This window comes from Myxococcus qinghaiensis, assembly GCF_024198215.1.
GTDB lineage: Bacteria > Myxococcota > Myxococcia > Myxococcales > Myxococcaceae > Myxococcus > Myxococcus qinghaiensis.
Window position 1 is genome coordinate 68,648 of record NZ_JAKCFA010000020.1, and the last position, 16,605, is coordinate 85,252.

Annotated in this window: 15 protein-coding genes; 7 read left to right on the forward strand and 8 right to left on the reverse strand. The window is 69.9% G+C overall.

Annotated elements, in window-relative coordinates:
• Nucleotide 1: 1 nt before the first annotated feature.
• Nucleotides 2-889, reverse strand: coding sequence for a patatin-like phospholipase family protein (locus tag LZ199_RS32220; RefSeq protein ID WP_407667272.1), 888 nt, complete (start codon nt 887-889; stop codon nt 2-4).
• An 84-nt stretch (nt 890-973) separates the two neighbouring features.
• On the opposite strand from LZ199_RS32220, the gene LZ199_RS32225 reads away from it, so the two are divergent.
• Nucleotides 974-1,870, forward strand: a complete 897-nt coding sequence (locus tag LZ199_RS32225; protein WP_253997587.1) for an ArsR/SmtB family transcription factor — start codon at nt 974-976, stop codon at nt 1,868-1,870.
• Complete coding sequence (gene metH, locus LZ199_RS32230; RefSeq protein ID WP_253997588.1) at nt 1,867-5,376, forward strand: methionine synthase; 3,510 nt, start codon at nt 1,867-1,869, stop codon at nt 5,374-5,376. Before LZ199_RS32225 ends, metH begins: the two co-directional genes overlap by 4 nt.
• Before the next feature lie 31 nt (nt 5,377-5,407).
• Here metH and LZ199_RS32235 read toward each other — a convergent pair whose 3' ends face one another.
• On the reverse strand, nt 5,408-6,010 hold the full coding sequence (locus LZ199_RS32235) for an outer membrane beta-barrel protein (protein WP_253997589.1): 603 nt from the start codon (nt 6,008-6,010) through the stop codon (nt 5,408-5,410).
• A 133-nt stretch (nt 6,011-6,143) separates the two neighbouring features.
• Here LZ199_RS32235 and LZ199_RS32240 point away from each other — a divergent pair, with 133 nt between their 5' ends.
• Complete coding sequence (locus LZ199_RS32240; protein WP_253997590.1) at nt 6,144-7,235, forward strand: uroporphyrinogen decarboxylase/cobalamine-independent methonine synthase family protein; 1,092 nt, start codon at nt 6,144-6,146, stop codon at nt 7,233-7,235.
• An 11-nt stretch (nt 7,236-7,246) separates the two neighbouring features.
• Here LZ199_RS32240 and LZ199_RS32245 read toward each other — a convergent pair whose 3' ends face one another.
• The 3 genes from LZ199_RS32245 to LZ199_RS32255 form a co-directional block, all read right to left on the reverse strand.
• Nucleotides 7,247-7,459 (reverse strand): DUF2934 domain-containing protein, encoded by a 213-nt coding sequence (locus LZ199_RS32245; RefSeq protein WP_253997591.1) that lies wholly within the window; start codon nt 7,457-7,459, stop codon nt 7,247-7,249.
• A 182-nt stretch (nt 7,460-7,641) separates the two neighbouring features.
• Complete coding sequence (gene mutY, locus LZ199_RS32250; protein ID WP_407667275.1) at nt 7,642-8,724, reverse strand: A/G-specific adenine glycosylase; 1,083 nt, start codon at nt 8,722-8,724, stop codon at nt 7,642-7,644.
• A 284-nt stretch (nt 8,725-9,008) separates the two neighbouring features.
• Nucleotides 9,009-9,833 (reverse strand): SDR family oxidoreductase, encoded by an 825-nt coding sequence (locus LZ199_RS32255; RefSeq protein ID WP_323390014.1) that lies wholly within the window; start codon nt 9,831-9,833, stop codon nt 9,009-9,011.
• 109 nt (nt 9,834-9,942) lie between these two features.
• Between LZ199_RS32255 and LZ199_RS32260 the strand changes: the two genes are divergently transcribed.
• Nucleotides 9,943-10,917, forward strand: a complete 975-nt coding sequence (locus LZ199_RS32260; protein ID WP_253997594.1) for a PD-(D/E)XK nuclease family protein — start codon at nt 9,943-9,945, stop codon at nt 10,915-10,917.
• A gap of 4 nt (nt 10,918-10,921) precedes the next feature.
• Here LZ199_RS32260 and LZ199_RS32265 read toward each other — a convergent pair whose 3' ends face one another.
• On the reverse strand, nt 10,922-11,809 hold the full coding sequence (locus tag LZ199_RS32265) for a tRNA threonylcarbamoyladenosine dehydratase (protein ID WP_253997595.1): 888 nt from the start codon (nt 11,807-11,809) through the stop codon (nt 10,922-10,924).
• Nucleotides 11,810-11,837: 28 nt separating this feature from the next.
• On the reverse strand, nt 11,838-12,635 hold the full coding sequence (locus LZ199_RS32270) for a TatD family hydrolase (protein WP_253997596.1): 798 nt from the start codon (nt 12,633-12,635) through the stop codon (nt 11,838-11,840).
• A gap of 119 nt (nt 12,636-12,754) precedes the next feature.
• On the opposite strand from LZ199_RS32270, the gene LZ199_RS32275 reads away from it, so the two are divergent.
• A complete protein-coding gene (locus tag LZ199_RS32275) occupies nt 12,755-14,272 on the forward strand; it encodes a TolB family protein (protein WP_253997597.1) in 1,518 nt (505 codons plus the stop codon).
• A gap of 276 nt (nt 14,273-14,548) precedes the next feature.
• On the forward strand, nt 14,549-14,800 hold the full coding sequence (locus LZ199_RS32280) for a hypothetical protein (protein ID WP_253997598.1): 252 nt from the start codon (nt 14,549-14,551) through the stop codon (nt 14,798-14,800).
• 69 nt (nt 14,801-14,869) lie between these two features.
• On the opposite strand, the gene LZ199_RS32285 is transcribed toward LZ199_RS32280, so the two are convergent.
• On the reverse strand, nt 14,870-15,112 hold the full coding sequence (locus LZ199_RS32285) for a hypothetical protein (protein ID WP_253997599.1): 243 nt from the start codon (nt 15,110-15,112) through the stop codon (nt 14,870-14,872).
• A gap of 407 nt (nt 15,113-15,519) precedes the next feature.
• Between LZ199_RS32285 and LZ199_RS32290 the strand changes: the two genes are divergently transcribed.
• Nucleotides 15,520-16,602 carry a zinc ribbon domain-containing protein gene (locus tag LZ199_RS32290; protein ID WP_253997600.1) on the forward strand — a complete coding sequence of 361 codons (1,083 nt, stop codon included), beginning with the start codon at nt 15,520-15,522 and terminating at the stop codon, nt 16,600-16,602.
• Nucleotides 16,603-16,605: the final 3 nt, after the last annotated feature.

The window sequence follows — 16,605 nt, forward strand, 5'->3', positions numbered from 1 at the left end:
CTCACCACTGCGCCTGGGCGAACGGCACGGGAGGCCGGGCCAGGGACACCGCGGCGGACAGGCGCGCCTGGTCCAGCGCGTCGAAGCCGCGCTCCATGGTGGTGGGCGTCACCGGAGGCAGGTTGGAGACGACGACGTAGACGGGAATCTGCCGGCCCTCCAGCACGGTGAGCTGGAGGCGGAAGTGGTCCCTGCGCAGCGCGGCCGAGCCCGCCGCCAGCCCCTGCGCGTACGCCATGGGCCCGCCCACCACCTTGCGCGTCTTGCTCGGCAGGAAGTGCACGAGGATGGCGTCCAAATCCTTCCCCACGCCGCTGTCATGCAGCGACAGCGCGGGCGCCTTGTCCACCAGTCCACCGTCCCAGTACAGGTTGCCCTCCAGCGGCACCGCGCGGAACAGGCCCGGGTACGCACAGGTGGCATGGACGCGCGGGGCCAGCTCGCCCGTGGTGAACACCTCGTGGCTGCCCAGCGTCAGGTTCGCGCCGACGAGGAGCAGCGGGTGCGGCAGGTCCTCGAAAGTCCTGGCGCCCAGCGTGTCCTCGAGCAGCTTGCGAAAGCGCGTGCCCTTGAGCAGGCCCGTGAGGCCGTGGCCGCTGGCGTCCGCGTTCATCACCGCGCCAATCGGGTCCGGGTCCCAGAAGTTGGCCCGCGTCTGGCGCAGCACCAGCTCCTCAATCGCGTGCACCGGCATGCCCGCCGCAGCGTAGGCCGCCACCATGCCGCCCGCGCTCGTCCCCGCGTACGCATGCGGCTTGAGCCCCGAGCTCGCCAGCCCCTTGAGGAAGCCGGCGTGCCCATAGAAGCCGAAGTAGCCCGCGGAGAGGACCAGGCCGAACCGCTTGCCTTGGAGGAGCTGGTGCAGGGAGGGAGAAGCCATGTCCCACATCTACCACTGTCCGCCATGAAGCACGCGGTGCGTCGAAAGTCCGCTGGCCACCAGCGGGGCATCGACATATGTTGATGCGGCGATATGGAAGCCCTCTCCCAATCCTTCCGGGCCCTCGGAGACCCGACGCGGCTGCGCATCCTCCGGCTGGTGTCGGAGGCGCCGCTGAACGTGACGGAGCTGGTGTCGCTGGTGGGCGTGGCGCAGTCGTCGGTGTCGCACCACCTGGGGAAGCTCAAGGGGTTGGGGCTCATCCGCGAGGAGCGGCAGGCGGGCTTCAGCTACTACTCGCTGGCGCTGGAGGGGGATGACACCCGCTGGCCGCTCATCCGGCTGGCGCGGGAGGCGGAGGACGCGGCGGGGGACTCGGCGCGGCTGATGGACCTGCTGCGCGCGCGCGCGGACCGGCAGGCGCTGAACGAGCGGCTCCTGGAGCCGGGCCAGTCCTGGTTCCTGTGGGCGGGCGCGCTGGCGTCGCTCTTGCCGCCCCTGGACGTGGCGGACTTCGGCTGCGGCACGGGGGTGTTGAGCGTGGCCATTGCCCGCTGGGCGCGGCACGTGTGGGCCATCGACCAGAACGCGGAGGCGCTGGAGCAGGCGCGCGAGCGGGCCGGGCGTGAGCAGGCCGCCAACGTCACCTTCCTGTGCGAGGACCTGCAGCGGCTGTCGCTGGAGTCGGGGCGGATGGACCTGGTGGTGATTTCGCAGAGCCTCCACCACGTGGAGGACCCCGCCAGCGTGCTGGCGGAGGCGGCGCGGCTGCTCAAGCCGGGCGGCCGGTTGGTGTTGCTGGAGTTGATGCCGCACGAGGAGCGCTGGGTGGTGGAGCGGCTGGGCCACCGACACCTGGGCTTCGAGCCGGCGCAGTTGGAGACGGCGCTGCGTGAGCGGGGCTTCGCGTCGCTCACCCGCGAGGCGCATGCCCGCGACGGTGCCAGCCCCTTTCGAGTCTTTCTGCTGACTGGAGTGAAGCCATCATGACGAGTCCCACTGCCCTTCCGCCCCCTTCCGGAGAGAACGGTCGCCGCGTGGAGGCCCTGCGCACCACGATGCGTGAGCGCGTGCTGGTGCTGGACGGCGCCATGGGGACGCTGCTGCAGCAGCTGGACCTCAAGGCGGCGGACTTCGGCGGCGCCGAGTTCGAGGGCTGCAACGAGAACCTGGTCCTCACCCGGCCGGACATCATCCGGGACATCCACGCGCGCTACTTCGCGGCGGGCGCGGACGTGACGGAGACGGACAGCTTCGGCGGCACGCCGATAGTCCTCAACGAGTTCGGCCTGGGGCACAAGGCGCTCGAAATCAACGAGGCCTCCGCGCGACTGGCGCGGGAAGCCGCCGCCGAGGCCGAGGCGAAGGACGGACGGATTCGCTGGGTTGCGGGCTCGGTGGGCCCCACGACGAAGGCCATCAGCGTCACCGGCGGCATCACCTTCGAGGAGCTGGTGGAGAACTTCGCGGTGCAGGCCGAGGGCCTCGCGCTCGGTGGCTCCGACTACCTCCTGGTGGAGACGGCGCAGGACACGCGCAACATCAAGGCGGCGCTGCTGGGAATCGAACGCGCGTTCCGCAAGCTGGGCTACTCGCTGCCGGTGGCGGTGTCCGGGACGATTGAACCCATGGGGACGATGCTCGCGGGGCAGAGCGTGGAGAGCCTGGCCGCGTCGCTGGAGCACGTGGAGTTGCTGTACCTGGGGCTCAACTGCGCCACGGGTCCGGACTTCATGACGGACCACCTGCGCTCGCTGGCGGCGCTGAGCTCGTTCCCGGTGTCGTGCGTGCCCAACGCGGGCCTGCCGGACGAGAACGGCCACTACCTGGAGACGCCGGAGATGCTGGCGCGCTCGCTCAGGCGCTTCTGTGAGCAGGGCTGGCTCAACGTGGTGGGCGGGTGTTGCGGCACGCAGGAGGGCCACATCCGCGCGCTGGCCCAGGCGGTGAAGGGCCTGAAGCCGCGCTCGTCCCTGCCCAAGCCTCGCTCCACGCTGTCCGGCGTGGACTACCTGGAAGTGACGGACGAGCTGCGCCCGGTCATCGTCGGCGAGCGCACCAACGTCATCGGCAGCAAGAAGTTCAAGGAGCTCATCGTCGCGGGGCAGATAGAGGACGCCTCGGAGATTGCCCGCGCGCAGGTGAAGCGGGGCGCGCAGGTCATCGACATCTGCCTGGCGAACCCGGACCGGGAAGAGCTGGAGGACATGCGCGAGTTCCTGGAGGTGGTCATCAAGAAGGTGCGCGTGCCCTTGATGATTGACTCCACCGATGAGCGCGTCATCGAGATGGCCCTGACGTACAGCCAGGGCAAGGCCATCATCAACTCCGTCAACCTGGAGGACGGGGAGGAGCGCTTCGAGAAGGTGGTGCCGCTGGCGCGCCGCTTCGGCGCGGCGCTGGTGGTGGGCTGCATCGACGAGATTGGCATGGCCGTGACGCGCCAGCGCAAGCTGGAGGTGGCGGAGCGCTCGTTCGAGCTCTTGACGAAGAAGTACGGGATGAAGGCGGAGGACCTGTACTTCGACCCGCTCGTCTTCCCGTGCGCCTCTGGCGACGCGCAGTACACGGGCAGCGGCGTGGAGACGGTGGAGGGCGTGCGGCTCATCAAGCAGCGCTTCCCGCAGTGCCGCTCCGTGCTGGGCATCTCCAACGTGTCCTTCGGTCTGCCGACGGCGGGCCGCGAGGTGCTCAACTCCGTCTTCCTGTACCACTGCGTCCAGGCGGGCCTGGACATGGCGCTGGTCAACTCGGAGAAGCTGGAGCGCTACGCGTCCCTGCCCGAGGAGGAGCGGAAGCTCGCGGAGGACCTGCTCTACAACCGGGGCACGGACCCGGTGACGCCGTTCGCCGCGCACTTCCGTGAGCGCAAGCCCCCCAAGGCGCAGGTGAGCACGCTGCCGCTGGAGGAGCGGCTCCAGCGCTACATCATCGAGGGCTCGCGCGACGGGCTCTTCGCGGACCTGGAAGCGGCGATGGCGAAGTACGCGCCGCTGGAAATCATCAACGGGCCGTTGATGAAGGGCATGGACGAGGTGGGCCGGCTCTTCGCCGCCAACGAGCTGATTGTCGCGGAGGTGCTCCAGAGCGCCGAGTCGATGAAGGCGGCGGTGAGCTTCCTGGAGCCGCACATGAGCTCCGCCCAGGCGGCGATGCGCGGCAAGATTGTCCTGGCCACGGTGAAGGGGGACGTCCACGACATCGGGAAGAACCTGGTGGAGATCATCCTGGCCAACAACGGCTTCCACGTGGTGAACCTGGGCATCAAGGTTCCGCCCGAGCAGTTGGTGCAGGCGGTGCGCGAGCACAAGCCGGACATCGTCGGCCTGTCGGGGCTCCTGGTGAAGAGCGCGCACCAGATGGTGGCCACGGCGGAGGACCTGCGGCGCGCGGGCGTGGACGTGCCGATTCTGGTGGGCGGCGCGGCGCTCAGCCGCAACTTCGTGGACCGCAACATCGCTCCGGCGTACGGCGGCGGCACGGTGGCCTACGCGCAGGACGCGATGAGCGGCCTGGACCTGGCGAAGCAGATTGTGGACCCGTCCTCGCACGCGAAGCTGCGCGGTGAGCTGAGCGAGCGCCGCGTGAAGCTGGCGCAAGAGGTGAAGGAGCGCCCGCGCGTGGAGGTTCCGACGTCGCGTGCGCGCAGCGCGGAGATTCGCATCCTGGACACGGTGCCCGCGGCGCCGGACTGGGAGCGGCACGTGCTGACGAACACGCCGCTGGACCACATCTGGAAGTTCATCAACCCCGTCATGCTGTACGGCCGGCACCTGGGGCTGCGCACGTCGTCGCGCGCGCTGGGGACGCCCGCGGAGGCGGACCTGGCGAAGACGGAGGAGGGGCGCAAGGCGCTGGCGCTGAAGGAGGCCGTGGAGGAGCTCAAGGGCATGCTGCGCGGCGGGCTGATGCAGGCGCGCGCGGTGTTCCAGTTCTTCAAGGCGGGCAGCGACGGCAACCGCGTGGTGCTCTTCGACGGGACTACCGGCAAGGAGGCGGCGAGCTTCGACTTCCCCCGGCAGGACCGCGAGGGCGGGCTGTGCCTGGCTGACTACCTGCGTCCGCTGGAGCGCGGCGTACCCACGGACAACGTGGGGATGTTCGTGGTGACGGCGGGCTCGGGCATCCGCGAGCTGTCCGAGAGCCTCAAGGCCAAGGGTGAGTTCCTGAAGATGCACGCGGTGCAGGCGCTCGCGCTGGAGACGGCCGAGGGCTACGCGGAGCTCTTGCACACGCAATTGCGCAGCATGTGGGGCACGCCCGACAAGCAGGACATGACGATGTTGGAGCGCTTCCGCGCGGAGTACGCGGGCAAGCGCTACTCGTTCGGCTACCCCGCGTGTCCCCGGCTGGAGGACCAGTCCAAGCTCTTCCTGGCGCTGCGCCCGGAGGACATCGGCGTGCAGCTCACCGACGGCTGCATGATGGAGCCGGAGGCGTCCGTGTCCGCCCTCGTCTTCCACCATCCGCAGGCGTCGTACTTCTCCGTGACGTGAGCGGAAGGCGCAGTGATGCCCGGGTGGACTGTCAGAACCGTCCGCCCAGGCTGAGCCCGGCGGTGAAGAGGTCGCCGTTGTCCTCGGCGCCAGGAGCGAAGTCTCCGCCGCCGGCGAACACGCGATAGGTGGCTCGCGCGCCCGCCGTCACCCCGTTGTAGCGGTACTCGAGTCCGGCGGTGAGCGGCACCTCGGCCAGGAAGGTGTCGTCGAACTGGCGCGCGTTGGCTTCCGACGTCGCGTCCAGATAGCTGACGCCCACGCCCGCGCCGAGGAAGGGCTTCCAGCGCTCGCGCACGGTGGGTCCCACCTTGGCCAGCGCGCCCAGGTTGTGGCGCCACAGTGTCGCGTTGTCGATGTCGGCGAAGCCGTTGGCGGAGCCCTCGTAACCCAGCTCCAGGCCCACTGCGGGCAGCAACTGCGCATCCGCCTGGAGTCCCAGGAACGTGCCCACGTCCGTCTCCGTGCCCAGGTCGCCGGTGTAGGCCGTGACACCGCCTCGGACGGTGAGGCCGGAAGCGCCGAAGAATGGAGCCGGTTGCTGCTTGCGCGGCGAGTCCTCCTTCGCGAGGGAGGGAGCTGCCCAGCCCAGGGTCGCCAGCAGGACGCCTGCTCGCCAGATTGGAAGCACCATGTCGGTTTCCTCCTCCTTCGGACGCCCCTGGGGGCCTCTGGCAAGGATGAGGTCGCCCCGTTTGGAGAGGGCCCGGCGCCCGGGGAAGCCCGAGGTGCCCCGCTGGCGGAGGGAGCGGGTAGACTCCCCCGCCATGAGCGCCCCGAACATCCGCCGAGCCGTCCAGCTACTGCCCGCCTGTGCGACGACGGGCATTGGAAGCCTGCCCCATACGCAGGTGGAGCTGGGGCTCCAGGTCGCCCTGTCGATGGACATCCCATTCCTCCCGCAGCTCCCCGTGGGAAAGCCCTCGGAGCTGATGATTCCAGCGGCGCTCGAGGGCCTGCCGGGCCTGCGCTTCGATGAAGAGGGCCTGTGCACGGTGGACCTGAAGGCCTGGGAGGAAGGGCGCGGCGAGTTCGAGGCGAAGCTGGACGCGGCCCTCGCCGCCGGGACGCTGGAGGCATACGAGCCCACGCCCGAGGCCTGCCGCGCGTGGCGCCCGTTCCTGTGGGAAGTGGAGCATCGCAAGCTGGCGTTCGCGAAGGCGCAGCTCGCGGGCCCCTTCACGGTGCGCTCGGTGGCTCGCACGGACTCGGGCTTGTCCGCGCTGGAGGTGCCGGGGCTGGACCAGGTGATTTTCCGACTGGTGCTGGCGCGCTCGCTGGCGATGGTGAAGGCGCTGCGACGCGCGGGCACCACGCCGCTGTTCTTCCTGGACGAGCCGGGGCTCTACGCCTTCCAGCGCATCAACCCGCGCCACCTGCTGGCGCTCCAGGAGCTGAAGTTGCTGGTGGTGGCGCTCCAGCGTGAAGGCGCGCTGGTGGGGCTGCACTGCTGCGGAAACACGGACTGGGCCGCGCTGCTGGATGTGCAGCCAGACCTGTTGTCGCTGGATGTGAGGCTGTCGCTCGACGCGATGCTGGAGGAAGGCGACGCGCTGGAGCGCTACCTGAACGCTGGCGCGACGCTGAGCCTGGGCATCATTCCCACGGACCTGGCGTCGACGTACGAGGTGACGGAGCTGGCGGACTCGGTGGAGGCCTCGCTGAAGGCCGCGTTGCCTCGCGGCTTCACGTTCCCCCGAGCGGTGTCGACGGTGTTGCTGACGCCCGCGTGTGGATTGGCGATGCGCTCGGTGCTGGACGCGGAGCGCGTCCTCTCCGAGTTGAAGGTGGCGCAGCGGAGGCTGCGTGGAGCGCTCGAAGCCGAGCGCCCCGTGCTGCACTCGCCGCCTCCGCACTGAGCGCGGCGCGACTACTGGCGGCCGAGCTTCAGCTCACGTTCGGCCTGCTGCCAGTCCTGCTCGTGACTGCCGTGGTTGCCGCCGCGTGCCAGATAGATTTCATAGGCGCGGCGGGCAATCTGCTCATGAGGAATGGGGCCGCGTGAGGCCTTGGACTCGTGGGCGTGTTCCGTGGGCTGCGTCGCCGTCTGCGGGGTCGGCTTGTGGGTACTGTTGCGAGCCATCGAGGCGCCTCCGGGAAAGGGCGCGCGAAGCTTGAGCCCCCGTGGGCGCTCGCGAAAGCGACCTGGTGCGTCGGGGGTTGGCGGCGCGACACGACGTCGGGGGACCGTGTCACGCGGTGGACAACGGGGCCACGTGACGCGGAGGTGGCGTGACTCGCGAGTCAGGGCGAGCAGGCACGGACCTACTTCAGCGCGGTCATCGCCGCGTCGAGGGCGCGCTGCATCGCGGTGCTCATGCCGAGCGTCGCCGCTTCCGCCGGCGTGCACCACCTCAGCTCCTGGAACGCCGCCGAGCGAGTGGGGCGCAGCGGGCCTGACACGCGGTAGAGGCGCAGTGTGAGGTCGCGGTGGGTGAGCTGACGCTTCACCGTGCCGAGCAGGGCCTCCAGCTTCACGCCCGCACCGAGCGCGGCGGTGAGGCGGAGCGTGGTCTCCGGCTCGGTGGCGTCCTCGTCCACCTCGGCGGCGGGAAGCTCCCACAACCCGCCGAAGAGGCCGGAGTCCGCGCGCCGAGCGAACAGCAACGTGTCCGCGTGGGCCCAGACGGCGAGGGCGAGGGTCAGCTTCTTCGGCGCGGCGCGAATCTTGGCGGGAGGCAGCTCATCCACGCGGCCCTTGCGGAAGGCGATGCAGCCGGTGCGCACGGGGCACAGCAGGCACAGCGGGTTCTCGGGACGGCACGTCGTGGCGCCGTGCTCCATGAGGGCCTGGTTGAAGTCACCGGGACGCTCGCCCTTCACCAGCAAGGTGGCGAGCTCCCAGAGCGTGGCCTCGCGCTCACGGTCTCCAGGGAGGCCCTCGACTTCGAAGAGGCGTGACAGCACGCGAGCGACGTTGCCATCGACGAGCGGTGCCTCTTCCCCGAAGGCGATGGAGGCCACGGCGCCGGAGGTGTAGCGGCCGAAGCCGGGGAGGGTGAGCAGCTCCGCCGCGGTGGAGGGAAGCTTGCCTCCGAATCGCGACACCATCTCCTGCGCGGCGCGGTGCAGGTTGCGCGCGCGCGAGTAGTAGCCCAGGCCCTTCCAGCCGGAGAGCACGTCAGCCAGTGGCGCGGAGGCGAGCGCGAGCAGGGTGGGGAAGCGCTGGAGGAAGCGCTCCCAGTAGGGAATCACGGTGGCCACCTGCGTCTGCTGGAGCATGACCTCGCTCAGCCAGATGGCGTACGGGTCCTTCGTGCGGCGCCAGGGCAGGTCGCGCTTGTTCCGGTCGTACCAGTCCAGCAACGGCCCGCGGACTGACGCGAGGTGCGCGGCGCTCGGAGTCACCGTGGGAACACGGGCCGACACGGCGCTGCGAGGCGGACGACCGCGCTTCGCACGAGGAGCCTCTGCGGGCGCGTTCTCTTCAGGCGCCACGACGACGCCGAGGACAGGGGCCTGGGCGAGCGCGGCTTCAGTCTTGCGCGGAGGGCGACCTCGACGCGGACGAGCCATGTCCCGGTCCAGCTCCTTCACGGGGACTTTCGGAGTCACCGCGACCGGGTCCAGCATCCCGAGCTGCTTCTGGTTGTCCGGCGTGGCGGCGCGCTTCGCGGGGCGACTGCGGGGACTCATGCGTCTTTCTTCACGGGGTTGGCCATGCGGTGGGCGACACGGTCGAACAGGCCAGGGACGAACCGGTTGGCCAGTACCATGACGCGACCGGGGAGGGTGAGGATGGTGTCCCGCCGTCCGCGCACGCTCGCGCGCACCATCGAAGCGGCGACCTCCTCCGACGACATGGCCTTCAACGGAACGGCCTCCTGCGCCCAGCCCTCCGCGTTCAACCGGTGCTCGCGAAACTCGCTCTCGGTGAGGCCTGGGGACACGAGCAGCACGCGGATGCCCTCCGCCGCCAGCTCCGTGCGCAGCGACTCCGTCATCGCGTTCACCGCGGCCTTCGACGCGCAGTACCCACCCAGCAGCGGCAACCCGCGATGTCCCAGCACGGAGCTGACATTCATCACCTGCGCCCCGCGTCGTCCTCGCAAGAGAGGCAGCGCGGCGCGAGTCACCCGCCACAGCGCGAACACGTTCAGCTCGAAGACCTGCCGGAGCTGCTCCTCGCTGATGGACGCCAGCGGCCCGTACAGGCCCTGGCCCGCGTTGTTCACCAGCACGTCCAGCCCACCGAAGGCGGCCTGCGTCTCACGCATGAGGTGCTCCACGTCCTCGCTGCGCGTCACGTCACACCGCACGCACAGTGCCCGGACTCCGAGTGACTCCACTTCACGGGCCGCATCCTCCAGCCGCTCCAGGCGCCGCGCGGCGAGCACGACATGGGCCCCCGCCGCCGCGTACGCCCGGGCCGCCGCGCGTCCGATGCCGCTGGAGGCTCCTGTGATGAGGACCACTCGCTCCTTGAAGGGCTGGCTCTTCATGGTGGCGGGGACCATACTCTCGGGGTCACCCACCCGGACTGTCATTCAACCTACCCCGAGGGCTCGTTTCCTCGCCTGTTCCCCTTCTGGCGGAGCGAGCGAACGCCTAGGATGCGCCGCTTCCATGCGGCGCCCCCCTCTCAGCAACGACTTCTCCTGGTCCAAGAGCCGCCACGAGAAGTTCTCCGAATGCCTGCGCTCCTACTACTTCTACTACTACCGCTCGTGGGGCGGCTGGGAGTCGGACGCGCCGAGGGACGTGCGGGAGTTGTACGTGCTGAAGAAGCTGGCCAACCGCTTCAGTTGGGCCGGCAGCATCGTGCACGAGCAGATCAAGGACGTGCTGCTGGACTGGCGCGCCGGTCGCACCGTCGACCCGGTGGCGGTGGAAGCACGGGCTCGCAAGGTGATGCAGGACGACTTCCGGCACTCGCGCGGGAAGCTCTACTGGACGCAGAAGTACCGCAAGCCCTTCACCGGGCTCGTCGAGCACGAGTACGGCGAGACGCTGCCCGACGAGGCCTGGAAGCAGAACTGGGAGACGGTGCGCGCGGCGCTCGCGTGGTTCTTCACGTCGCGCTGGCCCGTCATCGCCAAGGGCCTCAAGCCCGAGCAGTGGCTGGAGGTGGACGCGGGCTTCGACTTCGCCCACTTCACGCTGAACGGGCTGAAGGTGTTCGCCATCCCCGACTTCGCCTTCGTCGACGCGGACGGCACGCCCGTCGTCGTGGACTGGAAGACGGGCAAGTCGCGCGACGGCTATGACGAGCAGGTGCTCGGCTACGCGCTCTACGTGTCGCAGCGCTACCGCTTCCCGGTGGAGAAGGTGCGCGCGTCGCTGGTGTACCTCAACGAGGGCAAGGAGCAGGACGTCCAGGTGGACCTGGGCGCCATGGAGTCCTTCCACCAGCACTTCGAGACGAGCGTGGCGAAGATGCGCGCGCTCTTGAAGGACCCGGCGACGAACACGCCGCTGGACGCGTCCGCCTTCCCGACGTCGGAGTCCCTGTCGCCGTGCGTGCGCTGCGTGTTCCGCCGTCCCTGCGGGCGCGAGGCCGCCGTGGTGGCGCAGCAGGCCGCGCCCCAGCAGGTGGCGTGAGGCGCTAGCGGGTGGAGGCCAGCCGGCGCACGACGACGCCGGCCGCGTTCATCCCGAAGCACGACGTGACGAAGGACACGCTTCCATCAATCTGCGTGCGGTGGTCGCACGTGTGGAAGTCGTTGTCGTTCGGGCACACGCAGAGGAAGCCGTCGGTGGCGTCGTCGTAATTGAGGGCCACCGGCATGCGCCGCGCTTCGATGGAGTAGACGGCGGTGATGCCGGTGTGCCGGTCCGTCTCCACGCCGTACTTGCGCTTGAGCAGCTTGCGGATGTCCTTGGCGAACGGGTCCATGTGCGTCTCGGACAGGTCCTCCACGCGGATGGCCGTGGGGTCCAGTCGCGCGGCGGCGCCCATGGAGCTGACCACCGGGATGCCCAGCGACACGCAGCGGTGCAACAGGTGCAGCTTCGCCTTCACGTTGTCGATGGCGTCGACGACGAAGTCGTACTGGCCGGCCTGGAGCATCTGCTCGGCGATTTCCTCGCGGTAGAACTCGCGCACCGCTTCGATGCGGGCCTGCGGGTTGATTTCCTGGCAGCGCTGCGCCATCAAATCCGCCTTCGGCTTGCCCACGGCCTTCACCGTCGCGTGGAGCTGGCGGTTGGTGTTGGTGACGCACACGTCATCGTGGTCCACCAGTGTGAGGTGGCCGATGCCGCTGCGCACCAGGCCCTCGGCCGCGTAGCTGCCCACGCCGCCGAGGCCGAACACCACCACGCGCGCGTTGGCCAGCCGCTCCATCGCCGTGTCGCCCAGCAGTCGACCCGTGCGGTCGAAGCGCCGGGACAGCTTGAAGGGCCGGGCGAGCGAGCCTGTCGCCACATTCGGCGGGGGGGTGGACTGAGTCTCTGGCTGAGGAGGGGCGGGCGGTGGGGGCTGCGGGTTCATGGGAGTCCTCTATAACGCGACCGCTCGCCTACCGCGAAGCGGGGGGAAAACCTTCCCGGAACAGGCGGCGGGCATTCTCGGTCGTCCGCTGGGCGACCTCGTCCAGGGGCTCCCCCCGCACGCGCGCCATCCCCTCCAGGATGTGGGGAAGGTAGGCCGGCTCGGAGCGGCCTCCCCGGTGGGGGGTGGGCGCCTGGTCCGGCGCGTCCGTCTCCGCCATCAGCCGCTCCAGGGGAATGGCGCGCAGCGCGTCCAAAGGCTTGCGCGCCTCCGCCCACGTCACCGGGCCCGCGAAGGAGAAATGGCAGCCCTTCTGGAGATAGAACTTCGCCAGCTCCACGCCGCCGCTGTAGCTGTGCATGAGCACGCCCGCCTCCGGCATCTCCTCCTGCTTGAGCAGGTCGATGAGCGCCGGATGGAGCCGGTGACAATGCATCAACACCGGAAGCTGGTGCTTGCGCGCGAGCGCCAGGTGGCGCCGCAGCACCGACACCTGCCGCTCCAGGGGCGCGCCGGGGAGGGAAGGGCCGTCGAGCCCACACTCGCCCACGGCCACCGCGCCGCCCTTCGACAAGAGCGCGTCGAGCAGCTCCAGCGCCGCGTCGTCCTCCGCTGGCGTCATCTCCGGCAGGAGCTGGGGATGGATGCCCAGGCCCACCTGGAGGCGAGCCTCCTGTCGGGACAGCTCCAGCAAGGGTTCCCAGTCGTGTGTGCCCACGCCGGGGATGAGGATGCCCTGGAGCCCCGCGGCCCAGGCGCGCTCCAGTACGAGGGTCCGGTCTTCATCGAATCGGGTCGCGTCGAGATGGCAGTGGGTGTCGATCATTCATCACGCCGTGGGCAATGGCCGTTCAATCAAAAACACGCTCGCGGAACCTGCTTCTGGGAACCCTCGCGGTCATTCTCCATGAGGCTATACGCCCTTCAATCTTCAGGAGGGGCAATATGGACAAGCGAGTCATTGGCGCGCTGTGCTGCGCGCTGTGGGTACTCTCGTCGGGGTGTTCCGATGAGTGCGTCGACCAGTTCGACTGTCGCGCGGACAATGGCCAACCCGCCGAGGGGCAGGAGTGGGTCTGCGAAGACAATAAGTGTAAGCAGCGTCCCATTCCCACGACTCCGGAGCCCGACGCGGGCGAGCCGGAGCCGGATGCGGGTGTTCCTGATGCGGGAGTGCCTGATGCCGGTGTTCCCGATGCGGGCGAGCCTGACGCCGGTGAACCGGATGCGGGCCCGGTGGACGGTGGCGGCATGGGCACGGCGGGCAAGGGCGAGACCTGCGCGGGCTCGGGGGATTGCATGGCGGGTCTGCGCTGTGAAGGCGCGCCGCTGACGTGTCAGGCGCAGCATGTCGCGGTGACGGGGCGTGACGACGCGGGCGTCTCCAAGGCGCTGGTCATGCGCTACGACACGCCGGGCATGACGGCGCTGTCGGACGGGGACGTCGACAGCCGCTACCCGCGCTGGGGGCCGGGCGGCACGCGCGTCTCCTTCGCGCAGGGCGCCGTGGACACCGCCACGGAGAAGGTCGCGGGCGACCTGACGGTGCGCGACATCCCGCTCGTCGCGGGGCAGGCCCAGGTCCTCGCCGATGGGGGCTCGGGCAACACGGAGAGCTTCCGCTCCATGGAGTGGGCGCCGAGCAGCTACATCGCCTGGGTGCGCCAGAACGGCAGCAGCCGCTCCGGCATCTCCGTGGTGAGCACGGATGCGGCCGGTGGCGTGGTGACGCAGGCCACGACGACGGGCGCGTTCCCCGACTGGGCTCCCGACGGCACGACCTTCGTCTACAACATCTCGGGCGAGGGCCTGTTGACCTCCACCCTGGGGGCCGCGCCGACGCCGCTGACGAGCGCGGGGACCTCCGCGGAGCAGGCGCACTACAACCACACCAACGCGCAGCTCCTGTTCCTCGCCAACCCGAACAACGAGACGGTGGTCTTCTCCGGAGACCCCATCCCCGTGCCGCTGTTCAAGCTGCACTCGGTCAACGTGACGGGCGGCGCCCAGCCCCAGCTCATCGCGGACGTGTCCTCGGAGGCGGCCACGGACGGCACCGTCAACACGTTCATCGCCAGCCCCATCTGGTCCCCGGACGGCACCTGGTCCGCGTACGTGCGCGCGTACTACTTCAAGCCCACCACGGGAGACGCGGTGCTGTGTGGCGGAGCCCCCTCGCCGTGCGAGACGCGCCCGGGCAACGTCATCTTCCTGCGCGCCATCAACCCGGCGGATGGCACCGCCACCGGCGCCGAGGTGCGGCTCGCGGATGACGGCACGCTCCCGTCGTTCTCCCCGGACGGCCGCTTCATCGCCTTCATCAAGGCGGGCCAGCTCCACGTCCAGCAGATAGACCCGGCCACGGGCGCCCCGGTGAACGCGGCCATCGTCCACCCGAAGGGGGGCTACACCCTCCAGACGAGTGACAGCGACGACCACCGTCCGCGCTGGCAGCCCCGGTAGTCCAGTCCCTCGAGGTCCTCGGCCCGCGTTCCGGTGAAGAGTCCGGAGCGCGGGCCTTGGCGTCTTCCGCGTGCGACGTGTCGGGGCTTGCCCGGGCGCGATGGCGGCCCCGGTCGTCCGACGTCCTGCTCGGCCCGCGTTCCGGTGAAGAGTCCGGAGCGCGGGCCTTGGCGTCCTCCGCGTGCGACGCGCCGGGCCTTGCGGCTCGGAGTGTCACCGGAATAGGGAGGGGCCCATGGCCCGCCGCCCGTGGGGGCCGTGCCCCGGAGGACTCGGATGAAGACTGGCTTGGTGATTCTCGGTGTCCTGCTGTTCGCCGGCTGCGCTTCCGTGCGGACCGCGCGGCTGGACGATGGCGGCGGTGGCAGCGTGGCCGTTGACCCGCACCCGGACGCGGAGCCTGTGCGCCTGGAGACGCGGGCGGGCACCTTCCTGGTGCATCCGAACAACGCCGAGGACTTCTCGCGGGCGCTCGCGGGCGAACCCACCCAGCAGCACTACACCAGCGAGTTGCTGGCGGCGGACTGACGCCCAGGGCTCCCGGCCGCGTCCCCAAGTCGAGGGCGCGGCCCGGGCGAGTCCCGTGGCCGTCGTGCTTCAGCCCACGACGACGATGCGGCGCCCCAGGGCTCGCGCCATCTGGGGCGACGTCATCACCTCCAGCGCCTCACCGAGCTCACCACCGGCCGTGTCGAAGGCGGCGGCGATGACTTCCCCCACGGTGAGCTGGGCCTTCTCAGCGGCCACCCGGGCCCGTTGAGCCGTCCGCCGGAGCGCCGGCATTACCCGGCGACCCTGCCTGCGGACCGTGACGCTCTTGCGTGTCGTCCTCTTGGCCATGTGCTCCTCCCACCACGCGGTTCAGCGCGGGTGAGTACACCTGGGGTCTGACATATGCAGACGAGGTGCCAGTCGGCCGGTCACCTGGTGGGTAACATGCACTACGGGTTTTCCCTGTGCTGAAGCAGGGTTCCAGGTTCACGACCCCACGGTAAACTGCGGGGTTCGAAACCGATTCCTCGTTCTGTCGAGATTTTTCGTTCAGCCAGCCCCGTAATCTCGACGTTTCGTTCAAGAGTTGAGAGTCGGCCAGAAGCCGCAAGGACTGTGAGTGTGCTCAGTCTTGAATGACTCAGGTGTCATCGGAACCCCGCCCTTTTTGTCGAAAAATTGGCAGTGCGGGGTAGGGGATGACACGCGAGTCGCGCTCTCGTGGGCGGAGTGTTCAGTGCGGTATACGCCGGCGCATGCCTCAGACCCTCTGCCCGAGCTGCGGTCATAGCCCCATCCCCCGGGGTGCCACTGCCTGTCCTTCCTGCGGCGAGCCCTTCGACCATCTGCAGTCGTACAAGAAGGCCGGTCGCACGCCGCTGGCCAGGCTGGGGGACGCGGTGGACGACGACGCCACGGTGTTCGGTGGCGACCTGGTGACGAGCGCGGTGTCCGCGCATCCGGGCCCCGCGGCGGGTGTGCTGGGCGCGAGCGCGGCGGCGTGGTTCCTGCGCGCGGGTGGGGTGGTGGGCTCGCTCCAGGATCCGTCCTGGACGTACGGGCTGGTGGCGTTGGACCTGGTGCTCGCGCTGGTGCTGGTGCTCAACCGGGGCCCCGCGAAGGGGCTCGCGCAGACGGGGCTGGTGCTTCAACTGCTGGCCACGGCGTGGCTCGCTCGCGCGGCGCCGACGGCTCCGGTGCACGTGGCCTACTTCGTGCTGGGCGTGGTGGCGCTGACGCTGGTGGTGGGCGAGCCGGGCGTGGCGCGGCGGTACGCGGGCCTGGGCCTGGGGCTCGCCGTGGCGCTGGTGTCGGCGGCGCTGCTCGCGATGCCGGGGACGCTGACGCCGGGTGGTGGCGGTGGCGTCCGGCAGCTGCTGGTGGGCAGTGAGCTGGGGTACCGGCTGGAGCTGCCCGTGGGCTGGGAGCGGCTGACGCGCGAGCAGCTCTCCACGCACCTGCGGCTGCCCACTGCGACGCTGCACGGCAGTGGCGTGGGCTTCGGCGACGCGGCGCGAGGGCGCTATGGCCTGCTGTGGGTGGAGCGCACGCCGGGCGTGTCATTGGCGACGGGGTGTCAGGGCCTGCTGCGCTCGCTGGGGGGAGCGTCGGATGCGCCATTGACGCGGCCTGCTCCGACGGCGCTGGGCGGACGCACGCAGCTCTACGCGTTGACCACGTCGGCGGGAGCGCGAGGCACGCTGGGCTGTGGGCTGCTGGCGGATGGTCGACTGGTGGGGCTCGCCGTCGTCGCCGCCGGGTCCGGTGATGCACAGACGGGCGAGGCGCAGGGGGCTGCGGCCTTCGCGGCGGTGGGCGAGGGACTCGCATTGCAGTAAAGG